The sequence below is a fragment of the Pseudomonas boreofloridensis genome (assembly GCF_030580795.1).
Classification (GTDB): domain Bacteria; phylum Pseudomonadota; class Gammaproteobacteria; order Pseudomonadales; family Pseudomonadaceae; genus Aquipseudomonas; species Aquipseudomonas boreofloridensis.
Map to the genome: position 1 here is coordinate 294,411 of NZ_JAUQOQ010000001.1, position 18,306 is coordinate 312,716.

General features: G+C 64.6%; 16 protein-coding genes and 2 pseudogenes. 6 read left to right on the forward strand and 12 right to left on the reverse strand.

All coding sequences use genetic code 11. The annotated features are described in order from the left end of the window. Window positions 1-19: 19 nt before the first annotated feature. The 11 genes from Q6A47_RS01235 to Q6A47_RS01285 all read right to left on the reverse strand — a co-directional run bounded on the left by Q6A47_RS01235 (window position 20) and on the right by Q6A47_RS01285 (window position 12,516). A complete protein-coding gene (locus Q6A47_RS01235) occupies window positions 20-223 on the reverse strand; it encodes a formate dehydrogenase subunit delta (RefSeq protein WP_029612051.1) in 204 nt (67 codons plus the stop codon). Then, window positions 220-3,108 carry a formate dehydrogenase subunit alpha gene (gene fdhF / locus Q6A47_RS01240; protein WP_304482660.1) on the reverse strand — a complete coding sequence of 963 codons (2,889 nt, stop codon included), beginning with the start codon at window positions 3,106-3,108 and terminating at the stop codon, window positions 220-222. Before fdhF ends, Q6A47_RS01235 begins: the two co-directional genes overlap by 4 nt. After that, window positions 3,105-4,655 carry a formate dehydrogenase beta subunit gene (locus Q6A47_RS01245; protein ID WP_039578699.1) on the reverse strand — a complete coding sequence of 517 codons (1,551 nt, stop codon included), beginning with the start codon at window positions 4,653-4,655 and terminating at the stop codon, window positions 3,105-3,107. The genes fdhF and Q6A47_RS01245 overlap by 4 nt, the downstream gene beginning before the upstream one ends. After that, window positions 4,652-5,134, reverse strand: coding sequence for a formate dehydrogenase subunit gamma (locus Q6A47_RS01250; protein ID WP_304482662.1), 483 nt, complete (start codon window positions 5,132-5,134; stop codon window positions 4,652-4,654). The genes Q6A47_RS01245 and Q6A47_RS01250 overlap by 4 nt, the downstream gene beginning before the upstream one ends. 288 nt (window positions 5,135-5,422) lie before the next feature. Then, window positions 5,423-6,580, reverse strand: a complete 1,158-nt coding sequence (locus Q6A47_RS01255; RefSeq protein WP_304482663.1) for a glutathionylspermidine synthase family protein — start codon at window positions 6,578-6,580, stop codon at window positions 5,423-5,425. A gap of 2 nt (window positions 6,581-6,582) precedes the next feature. Continuing rightward, a complete protein-coding gene (locus Q6A47_RS01260; RefSeq protein ID WP_116888560.1) occupies window positions 6,583-7,317 on the reverse strand; it encodes a DUF1190 domain-containing protein in 735 nt (244 codons plus the stop codon). Between the two features lie 17 nt (window positions 7,318-7,334). Further along, complete coding sequence (locus Q6A47_RS01265) at window positions 7,335-7,760, reverse strand: DUF350 domain-containing protein (protein WP_029612047.1); 426 nt, start codon at window positions 7,758-7,760, stop codon at window positions 7,335-7,337. Window positions 7,761-7,772: 12 nt separating this feature from the next. Then, window positions 7,773-8,432: a DUF2491 family protein gene (locus Q6A47_RS01270; protein WP_304482666.1), complete on the reverse strand. Its 660-nt coding sequence runs from the start codon at window positions 8,430-8,432 to the stop codon at window positions 7,773-7,775. Window positions 8,433-8,550: 118 nt separating this feature from the next. Then, a complete protein-coding gene (locus tag Q6A47_RS01275; protein ID WP_304482667.1) occupies window positions 8,551-10,680 on the reverse strand; it encodes a TonB-dependent siderophore receptor in 2,130 nt (709 codons plus the stop codon). 140 nt (window positions 10,681-10,820) lie between these two features. Beyond that, the gene (locus Q6A47_RS01280; RefSeq protein ID WP_304482668.1) at window positions 10,821-12,098 is read right to left on the reverse strand and encodes a Y-family DNA polymerase; all 1,278 of its coding nucleotides are present in this window, start codon (window positions 12,096-12,098) and stop codon (window positions 10,821-10,823) included. Continuing rightward, window positions 12,088-12,516: a LexA family protein gene (locus tag Q6A47_RS01285; protein WP_029612044.1), complete on the reverse strand. Its 429-nt coding sequence runs from the start codon at window positions 12,514-12,516 to the stop codon at window positions 12,088-12,090. The genes Q6A47_RS01280 and Q6A47_RS01285 overlap by 11 nt, the downstream gene beginning before the upstream one ends. A 92-nt stretch (window positions 12,517-12,608) precedes the next feature. Here Q6A47_RS01285 and Q6A47_RS01290 point away from each other — a divergent pair, with 92 nt between their 5' ends. The 6 genes and pseudogenes from Q6A47_RS01290 (at window position 12,609) to Q6A47_RS01310 (ending at window position 16,990) form a co-directional block, all read left to right on the forward strand. Beyond that, window positions 12,609-13,322, forward strand: coding sequence for an SOS response-associated peptidase (locus Q6A47_RS01290; RefSeq protein WP_304482671.1), 714 nt, complete (start codon window positions 12,609-12,611; stop codon window positions 13,320-13,322). 133 nt (window positions 13,323-13,455) lie between these two features. Continuing rightward, window positions 13,456-14,229: pseudogene (locus tag Q6A47_RS22900) on the forward strand (CHASE3 domain-containing protein); the annotation flags it as partial. A gap of 267 nt (window positions 14,230-14,496) precedes the next feature. Beyond that, window positions 14,497-15,087, forward strand: a pseudogene (locus tag Q6A47_RS22905) (methyl-accepting chemotaxis protein); the annotation flags it as partial. A 93-nt stretch (window positions 15,088-15,180) separates the two neighbouring features. After that, window positions 15,181-15,693 (forward strand): hypothetical protein, encoded by a 513-nt coding sequence (locus tag Q6A47_RS01300; protein ID WP_039578720.1) that lies wholly within the window; start codon window positions 15,181-15,183, stop codon window positions 15,691-15,693. 178 nt (window positions 15,694-15,871) lie between these two features. Beyond that, window positions 15,872-16,654 (forward strand): DUF4253 domain-containing protein, encoded by a 783-nt coding sequence (locus Q6A47_RS01305; RefSeq protein ID WP_304482674.1) that lies wholly within the window; start codon window positions 15,872-15,874, stop codon window positions 16,652-16,654. A gap of 9 nt (window positions 16,655-16,663) precedes the next feature. After that, entirely contained in the window at window positions 16,664-16,990 is a 327-nt protein-coding gene (locus Q6A47_RS01310) for a DUF6966 domain-containing protein (RefSeq protein ID WP_029612039.1), read from the forward strand. Between the two features lie 17 nt (window positions 16,991-17,007). Here the strand turns inward: Q6A47_RS01310 and Q6A47_RS01315 are convergent, their stop codons facing one another. Then, window positions 17,008-18,282 (reverse strand): M20/M25/M40 family metallo-hydrolase, encoded by a 1,275-nt coding sequence (locus tag Q6A47_RS01315; protein ID WP_369811408.1) that lies wholly within the window; start codon window positions 18,280-18,282, stop codon window positions 17,008-17,010. Between the last annotated feature and the right edge of the window lie 24 nt (window positions 18,283-18,306).

Below are 18,306 nucleotides of genomic sequence, written 5' to 3' on the forward strand. Positions count from 1 at the left end.
CAGGGCGGCTCTGTACCGACTAGCTCAACGCTTCGCGCACTTTCGAATCCAGCCCCTCCCCCGCATGGGCCTCGATCCACTCACTCAACTGGCGACGCATCGCCGGGGTCCAGAAGCTCTGCAGGTGCTGCCTCACCCCCTGCACGGCCAAGGTGCGATCCGGCTCACTGTCGAAGTAATGGGCGATCTGGTTGGCCATCTTGACCAGGCTGTCATTGCTCATCGACGCACCTCGGCTTTCTCCTGCCCCTCGGCCTGACGCCGCTCCTTGAGCAGGCGCTGTTGTTCGTCACTGAAATGCTGGTAGCGCTTCTGCCACTCCGACGGCTGGAACACGCGCACCACCTCGACCGCAGTGACCTTGTACTCCGGACAGTTGGTCGCCCAGTCGGAGTTGTCGGTGGTGATTACGTTGGCGCCGGACTCGGGGAAGTGGAAGGTGGTGTAGACCACCCCCGGTGCGACCCGCGCACTCACCCGAGCGCGCAGGACACTCTGGCCGGCACGGCTGCCCACGCCCACCCAGTCGCCGTCACTGATGCCACGGCTTTCCGCATCGCTGGCGTGGATTTCCAGGCGGTCCTCGTCATGCCAGGCGACGTTGTGGGTACGCCGAGTCTGCGCCCCGACGTTGTACTGGCTGAGAATACGGCCGGTGGTCAGCAACAGCGGATAGCGCGCGTTGACCTTTTCGTCGGTCGGTACGTAGCCGGTGAGCATGAAGCGGCCCTTGCCACGCACGAACTGATCGATGTGCATGGTCGCCGTGCCCTCGGGGGCCGCGTCGTTGCAGGGCCACTGCAGGCTGCCGCGGCGCTCGATCTCGGCGTAGCTGACGCCATGGAAGCTGGGCGTCAGACGGGCGATTTCATCCATGATCTCGGAAGGATGACGGTAGTCCATGCGATAACCCAAGGCGTTGGCCAGGGCCACAGTGGCTTCCCAGTCCGCCTTGCCGGCCATCGGCTCCATCACTTTGCGCACCCGTGAGATGCGGCGCTCGGCGTTGGTGAAGGTGCCGTCCTTTTCCAGGAACGAACTGCCCGGCAGGAATACATGGGCGAACTTGGCGGTTTCGTTGAGGAAGATGTCCTGCACCACCACGCACTCCATGGCCATCAGGGCGGCAGTGACGTGCTGGGTGTTCGGGTCGCTCTGGGCGATGTCCTCGCCCTGGCAGTACAGTGCCTTGAAGCTGCCATCGAGCGCGGCTTCGAACATGTTGGGGATGCGCAGGCCCGGATCGGGCTGCAGGGTCACGCCCCAGGCCTGCTCGAACTCGGCGCGCACGGTCTCGTTGGAAATGTGCCGATAACCTGGCAACTCGTGGGGGAACGAGCCCATGTCGCAGGAGCCTTGCACGTTGTTCTGGCCGCGCAGCGGGTTGACCCCGACGCCTTCGCGGCCGATGTTGCCGGTGGCCATCGCCAGATTGGCGATGCCCATCACGGCGGTGCTGCCCTGGCTGTGCTCGGTGACCCCAAGGCCGTAGTAGATCGCCGCGTTACCGGCTTCGGCGTACAACCGGGCCGCCGCGCGGATCTGCTCGGCGGGCACACCGCAGACCGGGCCCAGCACTTCGGGCGCGTTCTCCGGCAAGCCGACGAATTCGCGCCAGCGAGCGAAGTCCGCGCCTTCGCAGCGTGCCTCGATGAACGCCTGATCGAGCAGGCCTTCGCTGACCAAGGTGTGGGCCAGGGCGTTGAGCATGGCCACGTTGGTGCCTGGACGCAGTTGCAGGTGCAACTCGGCGCGGGCATGGGGCGAATCGACCAGGTCGATGCGGCGTGGATCGACGACGATCAACTTGGCGCCCTGGCGCAGCCGACGCTTGAGCTGGGAGCCGAACACCGGGTGGGCATCGGTAGGGTTGGCACCGATCACCAGGATCACGTCCGCTTGCATCACCGAATCGAAGCTTTGGGTACCGGCCGACTCGCCCAGGGTCTGCTTCAGGCCATAGCCGGTCGGCGAATGGCAGACCCGAGCGCAGGTGTCGACGTTGTTGTTGCCGAAGGCAGCACGCACCAGTTTCTGCACCAGGTACGCTTCCTCGTTGGTGCAACGGCTGGAGGTGATGCCGCCAATCGAATCGCGCCCATACTTGAGCTGAATGCGCCGGAACTCGCTGGCCGCGTAGCTCAGTGCTTCCTCCCAGCTGACTTCCTGCCAGGGATCTTCCAGGCGCTTGCGAATCATTGGCTGGGTGATACGGTCCGGATGGGTGGCGTAGCCCCAGGCGAAACGACCCTTGACGCAGGCGTGGCCATGGTTGGCGCCGCCATTCTTGTCCGGCACCATGCGCACCAGCTGATCGCCCTTCATTTCCGCCCGGAATGAGCAGCCGACGCCGCAATACGCGCAGGTGGTGATCACCGCGCGCTCCGGCTGACCGATCTGCACCAGGCTCTTTTCGGTCAGCGTCGCGGTCGGGCAGGCCTGGACGCAGGCACCGCACGACACGCACTCCGAAGACAGGAAGTTGTCGCCACCGGCCGCCGCCACCCGCGATTCGAAGCCACGGCCGCTGATGGTCAGCGCGAAGGTGCCTTGAATGTCTTCACAGGCGCGCACGCAGCGGCTGCAGACGATGCACTTGCTCGGCTCGTAGTCGAAGTACGGGTTGGAAACGTCCTTCGCCTCGGTCAGGTGATTGGCGCCCTCATAGCCATAACGCACCTCGCGCAGGCCCACCTGGCCGGCGACGGTCTGCAGCTCGCAGTTGCCGTTGGCCGAACAGGTCAGGCAGTCCAGCGGGTGATCGGAGATGTACAGCTCCATGACATTGCGCCGCAGGTCGGCCAGGCGCGGGGTCTGGGTGCGCACCACCATGCCGTCGCTGACCGGCGTGGTGCACGAAGCCGGGTAGCCGCGCATGCCGTCGATCTCGACCATGCACATGCGGCACGAGCCGAAGGCTTCCAGGGTATCGGTGGCGCACAGTTTGGGAATGCTGGTGCCCAACAGCGCCGCCGCGCGCATCACCGACGTACCGGCCGGCACGCTGATGGCACGGCCGTCGATGTTCAGGCTGACCTGCACCTCGCTGTCACGGGCAGGCGTGCCCAGGTCCATGTCGCTGTTGGCGGGGTCGAAGTAGTTGATCATTGCGCGGCCTCCGGGCTGGCCAGACCGAAATCGGCAGGAAAATGCTTGAGGGCGCTGGCGACGGGATAGGCGGTCATGCCGCCCATGGCGCACAGCGAGCCGTATTGCAGGGTGTCGCACAGGTCACGCAGCAGGTGCGCCTGGTCTTCACGGGCAGCCGAATCGCTGCTGGCGATCAACCGGTCGACCACTTCCATTCCGCGGGTCGAACCAATCCGGCACGGGGTGCACTTGCCGCAGGATTCTTCGGCGCAGAACTGCAGGGCGAAGCGCGCCATGCTGGCCATGTTCAGGGTGTCGTCGGCTACCACCACGCCGCCGTGGCCGATCATCGCTCCCATGGCAGCAAAGGCCTCGTAGTCCAGCGGCGTATCGAACTGCGACGGCGGCACCCAGGCGCCCAGCGGCCCACCGATCTGCGCGGCTTTCAACGGTCGGCCGCTGGCGGTGCCGCCGCCGTAGCCCTCGACCAGCTCGCGCAGGGTCAGGCCGAAGGCGCGCTCCACCAAACCGCCATGACGGACGTTGCCCGCCAGTTGGAAGGGCAAGGTACCCAGCGAACGGCCCATGCCAAAGTCGCGGTAGAACGCCGCGCCCTTGGCCAGGATGATCGGCACCGAAGCCAGGGTGAGCACGTTGTGCACCAGCGTTGGCTGGCCGAACAAGCCCTCCAGTGCCGGCAACGGCGGCTTGGCGCGAACGATGCCACGCTTGCCCTCGATCGACTCCAGCAGTGCGGTCTCTTCACCGCAGATATAGGCACCGGCACCAACCCGTACCTCTAGCTCGAAGGCCACACCGCTGCCGTTGACGTCCAGGTACCCCGCCTCGCGGGCCAGGATCACGGCCTCGTTGAGCGCAGCGATGGCATCCGGGTACTCCGAGCGCACATAGATGTAGCCCTTGCTGGCACCGACGGCCAGGCCCGCGATGATCATGCCTTCGATCAGCAGGAAGGGGTCGCCTTCCATCAGCATGCGGTCGGCGAAGGTGCCCGAGTCGCCCTCGTCGGCGTTGCAGACGATGTATTTCTGCGCCGCCGGCGCCTGGCGCACGGTGCGCCACTTGATGCCGGCCGGAAACGCCGCCCCGCCCCGCCCCCGTAGCCCCGAGTCGAGCACGGCGGCGACCACCGCGTCACCGTCCAGCAACGCCGCTTGGCGCAGGCCCTCGAAACCGCCATGGGCCGTGTAGTCGTCCAGCGACAACGGCCGGGTGATGCCGGCGCGAGCGAACAGCAGGCGTTGCTGAGTCTTCAGGTAAGGGATCTGCTCGACCGGGCCGAGCGCCAGCGCATGGGTGGCGTCGCCGGTCAACGCGTCCAGCAGGCCTGGCACGTCCTCGGCACCTACCGGTCCGAAGCCCAGGCGGCCTTGCGGGCTGTCCACCTCCAGCAGCGGCTCCAGCCAGTACAAGCCACGCGAACTGGTGCGGCGGATCTGCAGCGGCAGTTGCCGGCGTGCCGCTTCGCTCTCCAGGGCCTCGGCCACCTGGTCGGCGCCCACGGCGCGGGCCAGCGAATCACAGGGAAGGTGCAAGGTGATCATGCGCCTGCCTCCGTCATGCAGCCCTGGACCAGCGCGCGCAGGCGCTCAGGGGTGAGTCGGGCGTGCACCTGACCGTCCAGCTCCAGCGCCGGTGAACAGGCGCAGGCACCCAGGCAGTACACCGGGCGCAGGCTAAGCGCGCCATCGGCACTGGTGCCGTGGTCGTCCAGACCGAGCTGCTCGCGCAACTGTGCGGCCAGGGCCTCGGCGCCCCGGCTCTGGCACGACTCGGCGCGGCACAGGCGCAAGGTGTGGCGCGCCGGCGGCGAGGTGCGGAAATCGTGGTAGAAGCTGATCACCCCACGCACCTCGGCCAGACTGAGGTTCAAGGCGTGGGCGATCTCGGGAACGGCGGCGTCGGGCACGTAGCCCAAACCGCGCTGGATGGAATGGAGGATCGGCAGCAACGCGCCCGGCACCTCCTTGTGGCTGTCCAGTACGCGGTGAATCAAGGGCAGGTCAAGCGTCTCATCAGGCATGCAGCGGACCTCGGCAACCCGGCGTCGTCGCTCCATGCAGACAGACGTCCGGCGGTGTTCTGCTGTGGCGTGCCGGGCCTGTCACGGTCACAAGATCACGGCCGCCCTCCTCGTCCGTGCCGGTGCGTCTGTGCGCACCTGGTCTACGGACATCCTGATAAGCATGGCACCGATATGGCGAACAGGTTGCGCGCAAACGACAGGGCACGTCTTGAAAGCGACATGCGGGTTCCGACATGCGGGTATCCGACATGCGGGTATCAGATAGTCAAGTCGTCGAGGTAGCGCTCAGTCCAGCACCACGTGGGGCACGAAACGCGAGCTGTCCTTGGTGATCAAGGTGTCGTCCTCGCGGATGCCGATGCCGGACGCCCGGTCACCGATGACCCATGAGCCGATCAGCGTGTAGCTCTCGTCGAACCTGGGCAGCGGCGCAAAGCGTTGGAGAATGTAGGGCGCGTCATCGTACGGACCGTCCTCGAACACCCGCTGATCGTCATCGGTGCGGATATCGACGTTCGCCCCTTCGCGGGAGAAGTACGGCTTGCGCACCCAACCCTTGGGTACTGGTTGCAGAGGGTCTGGGTCCAGATAGGCTGGCAGCAGGTTCGGGTGCCCCGGATGCCACTCCCACAACAGCGGCAGCAGGCCCTTGTTGGACAGCAGCGACTTCCACGCCGGCTCCACGAACTGCGTGCCGCTGGCCTGGATCGCCGGACCGAAAGGCTCATGGAACATGTGCTCCCAGGCATGCAGCTTGAACAGGCGCGCGATCGGCTCGCCTCGCAGATCGACGAAACGCCCACGCGCGTCCAGGCCGATGTCTTGCAGATCGATGTGCCGCGTGGCGATGCCCGCGTGTTCGGCCATGCGCCGCAGAAAATCGGTGGTGCCGCGGTCTTCCACGGATCCGGCGATGGTCGAGAAATGGAAGATGCCCTGGCGGTCGAAGGTCGAGAACGCCTGCACCAAGTCTTCGGCGATGCGGTTGAACTGGGTGGCGTGCGGCGCCAGCCCCCCGCGCTGGATCTGCTCTTCCAGCCAGATCAACTGAAACGCGGCCGCCTCGTACAACGAGGTGGGTGTGTCGTAGTTGGCTTCGATCAACTTGGCCGGCGCACGGCCGTCGTAACTGAAATCGAAGCGTCCGTACAGGTGCGGATCACGCGAACGCCATGACTGGCGCACCAGATCGAAGTACGCCGGCGGGATCGCCAGGCGCGTCAGCAGCGCTTCGCTGTCGACGATCCGCGCCACGGCGTCCAGGCACAACGCGTGCAACGCTTGAGTCGGCGCCTGCAGGTCGCGCACAACCTGAGCTTCGCTGAACTGATAGTAGGCGCGCTCGTCCCAGTAGCGCTCACCGTCGAAGGTATGAAAGGCGAACCCCTCGCGCTCGGCGGTGGCGCGCCAGTCTGGACGTTCGGCCAGGGCGATGCGGCGCATGCTCAGCCGCCGAAAAAGCTGAACGACTTGCCGCCCCAACCACCGCGGGCCAGCGCCGCGCTGCCGAAGCCGCTGCGGGTGATCACCGAAGACGCCACCTGGCGACGGCTGGAGGACGTGTAGTAATCGTTTCTGGCGGTAGAGCCACCGCCACCGCTGTAGCCACCGCCGCCCGAATATCCGCTGCTGGCTGCCTGCGCCTCGTCCTTGCGTTGCCGCACCACGTCGCGACGAAAATCGTCAGGCCCGGTGCCATAGCGATACAGGGGCTGTGCGCTGTAGCGGCGGCTGTCCGGCGCGACGACCTTGCTCAGCAGCATCCCGGCGATCACCCCCGTGGCCGCGCGCCCCAGGCCGCTGGTCTGGGCGTGCAAGCTCGGGTCGTTGTTGGCGGCATCGAGCTGCGCCTGGCTGACTTCGCCGGTGGTCTGCAAGGCGAAACCGTCCAACTGCGGCTGGTAATGGGTCAGGTCGTATGTTTCGCAGCCGCCGGGGCTGTACACGGCCTCGCACTCGGCTTTGCTGGCATACCTCGGGCCATTTTTCTGCTGTTCGAGCCGGGCCTGTTGAGAGGCCTGTTCGCAGTCGCGACGCGGTACGTTGTCGGCGACGCACGCCTCGACGTCCGCGTAGTCGACACGCTGACTGACCTCGTAGGTGTCCTCGCCCCATCCGCAGGCGGTCAGGGTCAGCGGCAACGAGCCGGCCAGCACCAGCTTGAGAGAACTGCGTTTCATGTCCGGTTCCTCCTGGCTCAGACCGACGGGGTCATGCACGCCGAGTTGAGCAGGCCGACGCTGATGGCCACGGCGGCGGCGTAGATCGCGGCAGCCATTTCGCCTTTGGCGATGCGCGCGGCCAGGCCCTTGAGCACCCAACTGGCGATGGAGAAGGCCAGCAGTTGCACCACGGCGCCGATCACCACCCAGATCACCACATCGAGCAGGCCGATGCTGTAGGTGATGATGTTGCTGGCCGGTAGCGAAAAGCCGATCAGCGCGCCGCCCAGGGCGACGGCGGCGGCGCTGTTGTTGTCGCGGATCAGGGCGAACTCGCGGTGAGGGGTCAGGCGCGTGTAGATGAACTGGAACAGCCAGAACAGCACCAGGGCCAGGCCGATGTACAGGGTGAAGGCAATGAACGCCTGGGCGTTGATCGAGTGGCGCAGGGCTTCGAGCATGCGAGTTCCTTGTCAGGTGACGTGAAAGTCCGTGGGGTACAGGGTAATGCCCAGTGAAGTGCTGAGGCAGACGCTGCCCGCCGCATCCTCCTCCACTGAAAACAGCAGAAATTCCCGGCGCTCGGGCAGGCCCGTATCGCGCGCGTAGAGCATCGACAGGTGACGCACCAGGTAGCGGGCCTCCGGGTTGCTGACCCGTTCGGTCAAGGGCACCAGTCGGGCCTGGCCGGGATCGGTGCCCCATTGGCGAGCGAAGATCTCGCCGTCATGCACCACGTGTGCAAGGCCGACGGTCGATGAGGCACCCGCCAGGCGCTTGAACGCCTCATCGTCGGCGATCGGCTGCACGCTGTGGTAACCGAACAGCACGATGTCGCCGGCCTGCGACGCACGCGGGCCGTTCATCACCACTTGCAGCCAGTAGTCCTCGTCGTCCAGGTAGAAGCGCGCCAGACGCATCGACGCGTCGAGCGGCACTTCGCCCACCGCCCACACCGGCTGTGGCCCTGGGGGCAGCAACAGATGGGCGTGACCGGACAGCCGTGGGCCCAGGGCAGGATCGAGGGTCAGCGTGGCGCCGCTGGCCAGGCCGAACGGCAGCTGCGCGAGCGCAACGTTCCCGGTCTCCCGGCGTGGCGCCTGGAAACCGAGCAGACGTTTCAGCCAACCCATGGCAGGGTTCGGCGAACAGTGGAGGGACAAAGCAGCATCGAGACTCCCTGGCGCTGCGGTGATCTCTGGGGCGCGCCACGATACTGCTTTTCCCTCGACACGCCAATGCCACAACGCCTCAGAAGGTGTAGGCGACGCCCGCCTGCACCGTGCGCGGTGCACCAGGATAGACGTAGTTGTTCCACGCGGCTTCGTCATAGCCTTTGTTGAACAGGTTCTTCACGTCCAGGTTCAGGCGCACGTGCTCGTTGACCTTGTAGTAGCTGAGCAGGTCGACCACGCTGTAGCGGTCCATGGTGTACGTGACGTTCTCGGTCTGGCCCTTGCGATCGTCCACGTATTTCACCCCGAAGCCCAACCCCAGCCCCTTGGCGAAGCCGTCCTGGAACTCATAGGTGTTGATCAGGCTGAAGCTGTTGCGCGGAATGTTGGCCAGACGCGTGCCGGAGGCCAGGCGGTTGTCCTTGGTGACCTCGGCATCGACATAGGCGTAGCCACCGATGACTTTCCATGCCGGGGTGATGTTGCCGGTCACGTTCAGGTCCAGGCCACGGCTGCGGACTTCGCCGGCGGCCAGGTTGTTGGCGGGGTTGGCCGGGTCCAGGGTCAGCACGTTTTCCTTGACGATGTGATACAGCGCCGCGTCCACGCTCAGTTGGCGCTCCAGCGCCTCCCATTTGACGCCCACTTCATAGGACTTGCCCTTCTCTGGATCGAAGCCACCGCCACCGGCCGGTGTGCCGGTGTTGGGCTTGAACGAGCGCGCGGTGTTGGCGTAGACGGCTACGGTGTCGGTCAGGTCGTACATCAGCCCGAAGCGTGGGGTGACGCTGTTTTCGGCCTTGGTGAAGTCGCCGGCGTTGTTCAGCTTGTTGTCGTAGTCGTGCTCGAAGCGCTCGAAACGCACAGCGGCCAGGGCCTTGAGGCGTTCGGTCAGGGTCACTTGATCCTGGATGAAGGCGGCCCAGGTCTGCAGGTTCTCTTTATCCCAAGTGGTGACGCGGGTCAGCGCGGGGCGCGGCTGGCCGAGGACGGGATTGTAGAGATCGATCGGATAGGTGCCGCGGGCCGCCGACGAGCGCTGAATGATCGAGTTGTAGTCGTAGTTCTCGTACTCGATGCCAGTCAGCAAGGTGTGACTGAAGCTACCCGTGTCGAAGTGACCGGTGAGGTTGAGCTGCCAGTCGCGATCGGTCCACTCCAGCTTGCGGTAGTTGAAGTTGCGCTGCAGCGTGCGGCCGTCGGCTGGGGCGCCGTTGGCCTCCACGGCGTTGCCCTCGAGCGAGCCGTCGAGGAACTGGAAACCGCCGCCCAGGGTCCAGCTGTCGTTGAGTTGATGCTCGAAGCGCACCTGGGCCATGTTGTTGTCGTTGTGCAGCAGGTTGTCGCTGCCCTTCTCCCACAGGTAGGTGTCGCGCGACAGGCTGCCGGTCTGGGTCGGGTAGCGCGGCAGGCCGCGGTCCAGCGGATGATTGTTGCGCATGAAATCACCTTCGAAGGTGATCTTGGTGCTGTCGTTGACCTGCCAGCTGAGCACCGGCGCCACGTCGTAGCGTTCGCCACGCACATCGTCGCGGAAACTGTCGCCGCCCTCGCCCAGCAGGTTCAGGCGGTAGGCCAGCGACCCGTCCTGGTTCAGCGGGCCGCTGGCATCCAGCGTGGCACGGTGCATGCCCTGGTCATCGAACTGGCTGCCGAGGGTGATCTTGCGCTCGGCCAGCGGCTGCTTGCTGACCACATTGAAGGTGCCGCCTGGGTCACCGCGGCCGTACAGCGCGGTGTTCGGCCCGCGAATCACCTCCAGGCGCTCGATGGTGTTGGCGTCGGGGGCGTTGGGGTAGCCGCGGTTGATCGGGAAGCCGTTGCGATAGAACTCGCCGGTGGTGAAGCCACGCACGGTGAACGTCGTCAGGCCCTGGCCACCGAAGTTGTTGGCCCGGCCTACGCCGCCCGCGTAGTCCAGCGCATCCTGCAGGCGCGTGGCGCCAATATCGTCCAGCACATCCTTGGGCACCACGCTGATCGACTGCGGCGTTTCGTGCAGCGAGGTGTCGGTCCGCGTGGCCGAGGCCGAGCGGCTGGCTCGATAGCCCTGTACCGGACCATCAGCGCGCTCGTAGTCGCCAGCGTCGGCGTTGATGTTGACGGCGTCGAGTTCGACGTTACCGGTGGCAGACGGGAGTTCGGCAGCCAGCGCCAAGGGCGCAGCGGCGTTGAGCAGGCACAGCGAGACGATCATGCGACGCATCGATGGGGGTTCCAGACGAGACGATAAATGACAGGTGAGTGCAAAAGCGGCGAGATGCTATATGTAAATACTTCTTAGTTGCAAATATTTACATAGACGCTTCGCCATGATCGTTTCTCAAGCCACCTTCGATGCTCGTCTCAGCGCGCATAGACCTTCCACAGCTGATCTAGACGTGTCGTATACGACGGGCTCATCAAGTCTCTGCGCATCGCCCACTCGGGCGCCAGGGGCACGCTGGCCGTCCTCAGGGTGCCTCGGCCGAATCGTCCATTGATCGCATCCACCACGCCCATCAGACGGCCATCTGCCTCAGGCTGCGCCAGCGTGAACAGATCGCCGGTGACCTCACCCGGCCGACACAAGTCCAGCAGCAGAACTTCGGCCTTGCTGTAGCGGTAGCCCTCGCGGTAGATCCGTTGCAACGCCTCGGTCGCCGAGCGAGTGAGCAGCAAGGTGTCGTTAGTGGCATAGGGCAACTGCACCAGTGCCCCTTGAGCATGGTGCCGTTCGCCCGTATTGAACATGCCGGTACGAATGCTGACCCGCAGTTGCCGGCACAACGATCCCTGGCGTCGCAGCTTTTCCGCTGCCCGGCCGGTGTAGGTGGCCACCGCCTGGCGAATGGGTTCGAGTTCGGTCTGGCGGGTACCGAACATACGGCTGCAGCAGATTTCCTGCTTGGGCGGTTCGGCGTCCTCCAGCGCCAGGCACGAAATACCACGCAACTCCCGAGCGGTCTTCTCGATCATCACGCTGAACGTGTCGCGCAAAGTCGGCGCGTCGGCCCGGGCCAGGTCCATCGCGGTGTGGATGCCCATGCCTTGCAGGTGCAAGGCCATGCGTTTGCCGATACCCCAGACCTCCCTGACATCGGTGTTGCGCAGCACCCAGTCGCGCTTGAAGTCCTCGGTGATGTCGACCACCCCGCCCGTCTGCCCCAGCAGACGCTTGGCCGTATGATTGGCCAGCTTGGCCAGGGTCTTGGTCCGGGCGATACCGACGCCCACCGGGATCGCCGTGCCCTTCATCACCTTCGAACGCACGGCCCGGCCGAAGGTGGTCAGATCACCCGGGACACCGCTCAGGTCGGCAAAGCATTCGTCGATCGAGTAGACCTCCACCGCCGGCACCTGTGACTCGATCAACGACATGACCCGCTCACTCATGTCGCCATACAGCGCGTAGTTCGAGGAAAACGCCACGACCCCGTGGCGGCGCAGCTTTTCCCGTGCCTGGAAATACGGCTCGCCCATCCTCACGAAGGGCTTGGCATCGTAAGACCGGGCGATCACGCAACCGTCGTTGTTGCTCAGCACCACGATCGGCACCCGCGCAAGGTCAGGCCGGAACACACGTTCGCAACTGGCATAGAAGCAGTTGCAGTCGATCAACGCGAACACCTGATCACTGCGCATGATCACGCACGCTGTAACGCACCACACCCCAGACCACCAACTCGTCGCTTTCCAGCACGTGCCGAGGCGGGTAAGCCGGATTTTCCGATTGCAGTATCACCATGCCTTCACGACGGAACAGGCGCTTGCACACCGGCTCGGTATTGAACGCGGCAATGACGATGTCGCCATGCTCGGCCTCTCGGCCACGGTCGACGATGACGATATCGCCGGAAAAAATCCCCGCGCCGCGCATGCTGTCGCCCTCCACTTGCACCAGATAGACATGCGGTGCGCGCAGGTCGAACAACTGATCCAGCGAGATGTGCCGCTCCAAGTGGTCGTCTGCCGGCGATGGGAAACCAGCGGGCACCCGAAAGGCGTAGCGTGGATGCAGGTCGGGTCCGCCGGTCGGCGTACCCAGGAAGGTGATGGTCATGGTGTCGAACTCAGGGCAGACTGTATGCATATACAGTTAACTAGCCAGCAGCATGTCGGTCAATCGCAGGCCGACAAACGTAGAGGTCACCCATGTGCGGACGTTATTCGATCTATGAATCCATGGATCACTACCTCAAGCAGTTGTCATTGGACCTGGTGGTGATCAATGGCTACGACGACGAGCGAATCCATCGCTACAACGTCGCCCCGCGCAGCCGTGCGCCGATCATCCGTCCGGTGGACGACGGCGTGCAGGTGGACGACCTGCCCTGGGGCTGGGTGCCACGTTGGGCTCGCGACAGAGGCCCCGTGCCGATCAACGCCCGCGCCGAAACCCTCGGCAATGGCCGATTTTTCAGCAGGCTGTGGCCAGGCGGACGGGCCTTGGCGCCGGCCAGCGGCTGGTATGAATGGTCGGCGGCCGTACACGATGCCCGGAGCAAGCAGCCCTGGTACGTAAAGGCCGCCGAGGGTGAGCCGCTGTTCTTCGCCGCACTGGCCGAAGCCCCAGGCCATGACCTGGCCGATGTGCGTGAAGGCTTCGTCATTGTCACTGCGCCGGCCGATGGGCGGCTTGCGGATATTCATGGGCGCAAACCTGTGGTGCTGACGGCAGCGCTGGCACGTGAATGGATCGATCCAGCCACGTCGCTGCAACGGGCGCTGGAGATCGTGCATAGCGGCGGCAAGCCCGATACCGCGTTTCGCTGGCATGCCGTCGGTCATGCAGTGGGCAACGTACGCAATGAAGGGGCTCACCTCATCGAACCTCTCCAAACGCGTGGCAAAACACATCAACAATGAATATTTACTTGTACAGCGAACTTTCCTTGTACAAGTCTCGTCGGAGCACTGATGCCGTTTGAGTATCAAACAGCCACTACCCGCTTTGCGCGGGGCGAGGCGATCCGTCCGTGCTTTCGGGAGCCCTCCTTCGATGTTTGCCAACCTCAGTCTTCGCAAAAAGCTCTACGCCAGCTTCGCGCTGATCTTGCTGATCATTCTGGTTCTGGTACTGGCCGCGCTGCGTGGCTTCGATCAGGTCAGCAGCAGCGTCAAGCGCAACATCCACAGCTATGAGGTACTGAACCAATCGGGCGCGGTACTGCGCAGCCTGATCGACATCGAGACCGGCATGCGCGGCTATGCCCTGACCGGCCAGGACAGCTTCCTGACGCCCATGCATGCAGGCGAAAAAGGCTTCACCGATTATCACGATCAAATCAAGGCGGCGACCGCCGACAATCCCGAGCAGCAGGCGCGCCTGGAGCGTCTGCAGGCGCTGTATGGGCAATGGCTACAGGACGATATCCAATCCAGCCTGACCCTGCGCGAGCAGGTCAACCAAGGGGCTCAACCCTTCTCCGCACTGGCCGAGCAGATCGCCGCGGGCCGTGGCCGGGCGAAGATGGACGCCATGCGCGAAGTGATCGGCGAACTGCGCGCCAGCGAGAAAGCCCTGCAAGACCAGCGCACCGCGTCGATGAACGACGCCAAGCGCGATGCGGTCGCAATCCTGATTGGCGGCGGCCTGGCCGCCGTGGTGCTGGCGATGCTCATCGCCTGGTCGCTGTCGGGCAACCTCAGTCGCCGCCTGGGTCAGGCGCTTGACGTTGCCCAGCGCATCGCCGAAGGACGTCTGGACAACGCCATCGACGGCAGCGGACGTGACGAGATCGGCACCCTGCTGCAGGCACTGTCCGCGATGCAGGCCCGCTTGCGCAGCATGATCGGCGAGATCCGTCAGGGCGCGGAGCAGTTGGTCAGCGCCTCGCAGAGCATCTCCAGCGCCTCGCTGCAGTTGTCGGCTTCGGCCCAGGAACAGTCGCATTCGGCGTCGTCCATGGCAGCCACGGTGGAGCAGCTCACCGTCAGCATCAATCATGTCGCCGACAACGCTGGCGATGCCCACGCGCTGTCCAGCGAGTCGGGACGGCAATCCACCGAAGGCGGCAGCGTGATTCAGGAGACCCTGCAGAGCATGCGCCTGATTGCCGACACGGTGCAGGCCTCGGCCGGCCAGATCGGCGAACTGGACCAGCACGCCGAGCAGATCTCCAGCATCGTCGGGGTGATCAAGAGCATCGCCGAGCAGACCAATCTACTGGCACTGAATGCGGCCATCGAAGCGGCACGGGCCGGTGAGCAGGGCCGCGGCTTCGCGGTGGTCGCCGATGAAGTGCGCTTGCTGGCGCAGCGCACCGCCAACTCCACCCAGGAAATCACCGACATGGTGAAGAAGATCCAGCTCGGCACCCGCGATGCGGTGAGCAGCATGGATGTGGGGGTGGAGCAGGTCAAAGGCGGCGTGGCCCTGGCGCAGCAGGCAGGCGAAGCGATTGTCACCATCCGCCAGTCCTCCGCCGACGTGGTTCGCGTGGTCGACCAGATCTCCCTGGCCCTGCGCGAGCAGACCGCCGCCAGCCAGGATGTGGCGCGTAACGTCGAGCGCATCGCCCAGATGTCGCAACACAACAGCCAGGCGGTGGAGCAGACCAGCGAAACGGCGGGCGCGCTGCAGCGTCTGGCCCAAGGACTGGAGCGGCAGGTGAATGTGTTCGTGCTGTGAGTTCGACGGCGCTGCGGTCCGAGCACAGCGTTGCAGCTCGTTCGGACCGCTGCTAGCCTCGGCCCGGCGCTGTCGAGTTCATCAAGGTTACCCATGAGTCATCGCGATCGCCTGGAAGCGACCTGCCCCCATTGCCAGGGGCAGGCCCTGTTCATCGAACCCTTCGAATTCACCACCGTTCTGCCAACCGATCAACCGGCACGTCGCTGGGGCGGCTGGTACGTGGTGGAGCGCTACCCGCAGTTGCTGCCATGGCAGGCGCCTGCCGGCAGTTCCAGCCAGCACCTGCTGCATGGTTCGAGCCACGGGCAGGGTTACGTGCCCCTCACCCGTGGCGTGGTCGAATGCCAGACGTGCCAGGCGCCTTTCGTTCACTTGCTGAACTGGCCCCAGGACGCCTGGTGGCAATGGTCGGTTCGCGGCAGGCTGCTCTGGGCCTGGGACCGAGACCATGCCCGGCGAATCGTCGAGTACGTGCGCGCCACCGATCGACCTCGGCGCGGTGTCTACGGCGACATCGCCAACCTGCCCGCCTACTTTCTCGCCGCCAAGCAGCGCGACACAGTGATCAAACTCATCGAGCGCACGCTGAACGCCACCCACTAGTGCGCCGCCCACAGGCTTCAGTGACAGGCGGCACTGGCGCTTGTGATTGCTGAACAATCTGTTGTGCGCCCTGGCCAGTGCCGTTGCCAGGCGAGCCGTGGTTTCGTTCAATGGCGCAGCCGGTTCCTTACCGGCACGGATGCAGACAGAACCATGAACACCCCGCGGAGCAGGCGCAATGATCATTCAGTTTCTTGGTAACGACAGCGCCCACAACCCGTCTTCGCGCACGTGCGATGCCTACCGCCTCGACGGCCTGACGCGCATGGACGAACTGTCGGCAGCAGGCCGCAAGATCGCTGCCCGTCACTCAGGCTGCACGGTGCTGTTTTCGCTGGATGACTTGCCCCAAGCGCTCTACACCAGCGGCCATGCACGGCTGTCTTCGAATCTCGACGCCGTGAGCGAGGCGGATCTGGGGCAATTGCCGCCCGAGTGCTTCGAGAACGGTCAGTACCTGGGTTACACCACCACCAAGGCAGAGTTCGCCCCTTGCCTGCGCATTCTTCTGCGCCAGGCGCAGGCCCTCTCGTTCGAGGCTCTTTGTGCCCATGGCCTGACCCTGGATGACGCCGCGCTGGAGCATTGGCTGGCCTATCAAGCCAAACCGCTGATGCTGATCGATCAGCCCATGCTCGCGCTGGCGGCGCCAGTCGAGCAGCCTTGGCAGGCCCTGGCCGCGTTCCCCAATGGCTACTTCGAAAGCGACCTGGACCCTGCGCAGAACTGCGCGCTGGCCCGGCACCTGCAACAGACCCACGGTTATACCCTGATGGGGGTCGGTGCCTCGTACTTGGGCTTCACACGGGCCGAAGCGCCTGATGCAGCGCAAGCAGCGCGCGTTGCGGCAGACCTGTGCGCGCTGTACAACGTTCCGGCTGAACAGCACGAGGTACGACTGGATGTGCTGCGCGCCGGTATCGAGGGACGTTCGCACCTGTGGGTGCGCTATGTGGAGTGATCACTGCCGATGAATGCGGATACCCAGGCACTGGTGCATGTACTCGAACGCTTGGCCCTGTTGCTCGAAGGCGATGGCGACCAGCACTGGAGTCAATGGATGCGCCGGGCACGCACCCGTCTGCTCGCCGGTGACGGCGGCGGCGCGGACTTTCTGCTATCAGCCTACGGCGGCATGGGTTCGTTCAATGATGTGGTCCTCGGGCAGCATTACGACAGCAACGGCTTTTCCTGGAAGCCAGGGCATGTCGAGTTGAATGATCGATTCGACGAACTGCGTGGGGCGGCCTACACCTTGGCCCAGCAGATACGCCGCTCGCGCGCAGACACGCCCTGACCTCTCTTGCAATGCCGTCAGGGCGCTGTGGCAGACAGCTGCCGGATCATCGAGACGGTCAGGTACAGTCTCGGGGCGATACTCGACAGCTCGATGTATTCATCCTCGGCATGCAGGCCGGCCCCCACTACACCCAACGTCTCCAACACCGCCGGCTTGGCGCTGCCCGGCACATAGGCATAGCCGGCGTCGGTACCAAAACGCATGGCGATGGGTTCGATGCGCTTGTCGATCTGTCCGTAGAGCTTCTCGGCAGTCTTGGCCAGTTGCTCGGAACCGGCGTTTCTCGCCAGTGGCGGTCGCCCCTTGTCCAGACGCAGGCTGACTTCGGTGCCCTCGATCAATTGCGTGCGCACGATGCGTTGGGCATCGGCCAGCACCCGCTCGCTTTCACTCACGTCCGAGTAGCGCATATCGGCCTCGGCCGAGGCGCTGTCGGGAATGATGTTGCGCTTGTCTCCAGCCCTGAGCATCGTCCAGTTGACGGTGGTGCCCTTGGCGGGATCGCCGAGGCCCTTGAGTTGCAGCAACTGGTGAGCCAGTTCCATTGCGGCATTGCGCCCGGCTTCGGGTGCGGAGCCTGCATGGGACGACGTACCCTTGACCTGCAGCAGCAAGCCGTTGATGCCGTTGGTGGCGACCGTCACGGCATCTTTGTCCGGCGGCTCGTACGAGAATACGTAGTCATGCTGGCGAGCGAGTTCAGCGATGAGCGCTTTCGAACCGGCCGAACCGGTTTCCTCGTCCGGGTTGAACAGCACGGTCAGCGTGCCGAAGCCTTTGAACTGCTCGTCCTGCAGCAGCTTCAGCGCAGGCAGGATCATCGCCACCCCGCCTTTGGCATCGGCCACGCCAGGCCCATAGGCACGATCGCCCGCCACCTTGAACGGCCGCTTGGCTGCCGTGCCTGGCAGGAACACCGTGTCGTAGTGAACCATCAGCAGAAACGACTGGCTGCCTGTGCCCTTGAGCGTGCCGACAATGTTGTCGCCCGCAGAAGGATTGGCTGAGCGAGTCTGCACGTCGGCACCCAGCGCCTTGAGGCGTTCGACCAGCAGGTCGCTGACGGTCCTCAGGCCTGGGGCCTGTCCGGTACCGGTGTCGACATCGACCAATTGCTGCACGGTGGCCAGATAGGCTTGCTGCTCGGCCTGGGCATGCTCGAGGCGTTGTGCGGGCGTGAAATCGGCGGCAAGTACATAGAACGGCAGGCACGCAAGGCTAACGATGGCGCCACCTATTGAGCGTGGAGTGAGCATTTTCGATCCTTGATAAAAGTTACGAACATGCAGTTTTGACCACAGTCTGTTTTGACG

Bases quoted from the DNA above. Each gene is read 5' to 3' on its own strand.
- Q6A47_RS01235 (WP_029612051.1), bottom strand. From the start codon at position 223: ATGAGCAATGACAGCCTGGTCAAGATGGCCAACCAGATCGCCCATTAC.
- fdhF (WP_304482660.1), bottom strand. From the start codon at position 3,108: ATGATCAACTACTTCGACCCCGCCAACAGCGACATGGACCTGGGCACG.
- Q6A47_RS01245 (WP_039578699.1), bottom strand. From the start codon at position 4,655: ATGATCACCTTGCACCTTCCCTGTGATTCGCTGGCCCGCGCCGTGGGC.
- Q6A47_RS01250 (WP_304482662.1), bottom strand. From the start codon at position 5,134: ATGCCTGATGAGACGCTTGACCTGCCCTTGATTCACCGCGTACTGGAC.
- Q6A47_RS01255 (WP_304482663.1), bottom strand. From the start codon at position 6,580: ATGCGCCGCATCGCCCTGGCCGAACGTCCAGACTGGCGCGCCACCGCC.
- Q6A47_RS01260 (WP_116888560.1), bottom strand. From the start codon at position 7,317: ATGAAACGCAGTTCTCTCAAGCTGGTGCTGGCCGGCTCGTTGCCGCTG.
- Q6A47_RS01265 (WP_029612047.1), bottom strand. From the start codon at position 7,760: ATGCTCGAAGCCCTGCGCCACTCGATCAACGCCCAGGCGTTCATTGCC.
- Q6A47_RS01270 (WP_304482666.1), bottom strand. From the start codon at position 8,432: ATGGGTTGGCTGAAACGTCTGCTCGGTTTCCAGGCGCCACGCCGGGAG.
- Q6A47_RS01275 (WP_304482667.1), bottom strand. From the start codon at position 10,680: ATGCGTCGCATGATCGTCTCGCTGTGCCTGCTCAACGCCGCTGCGCCC.
- Q6A47_RS01280 (WP_304482668.1), bottom strand. From the start codon at position 12,098: ATGCGCAGTGATCAGGTGTTCGCGTTGATCGACTGCAACTGCTTCTAT.
- Q6A47_RS01285 (WP_029612044.1), bottom strand. From the start codon at position 12,516: ATGACCATCACCTTCCTGGGTACGCCGACCGGCGGACCCGACCTGCAT.
- Q6A47_RS01290 (WP_304482671.1), top strand. From the start codon at position 12,609: ATGTGCGGACGTTATTCGATCTATGAATCCATGGATCACTACCTCAAG.
- Q6A47_RS01300 (WP_039578720.1), top strand. From the start codon at position 15,181: ATGAGTCATCGCGATCGCCTGGAAGCGACCTGCCCCCATTGCCAGGGG.
- Q6A47_RS01305 (WP_304482674.1), top strand. From the start codon at position 15,872: ATGATCATTCAGTTTCTTGGTAACGACAGCGCCCACAACCCGTCTTCG.
- Q6A47_RS01310 (WP_029612039.1), top strand. From the start codon at position 16,664: ATGAATGCGGATACCCAGGCACTGGTGCATGTACTCGAACGCTTGGCC.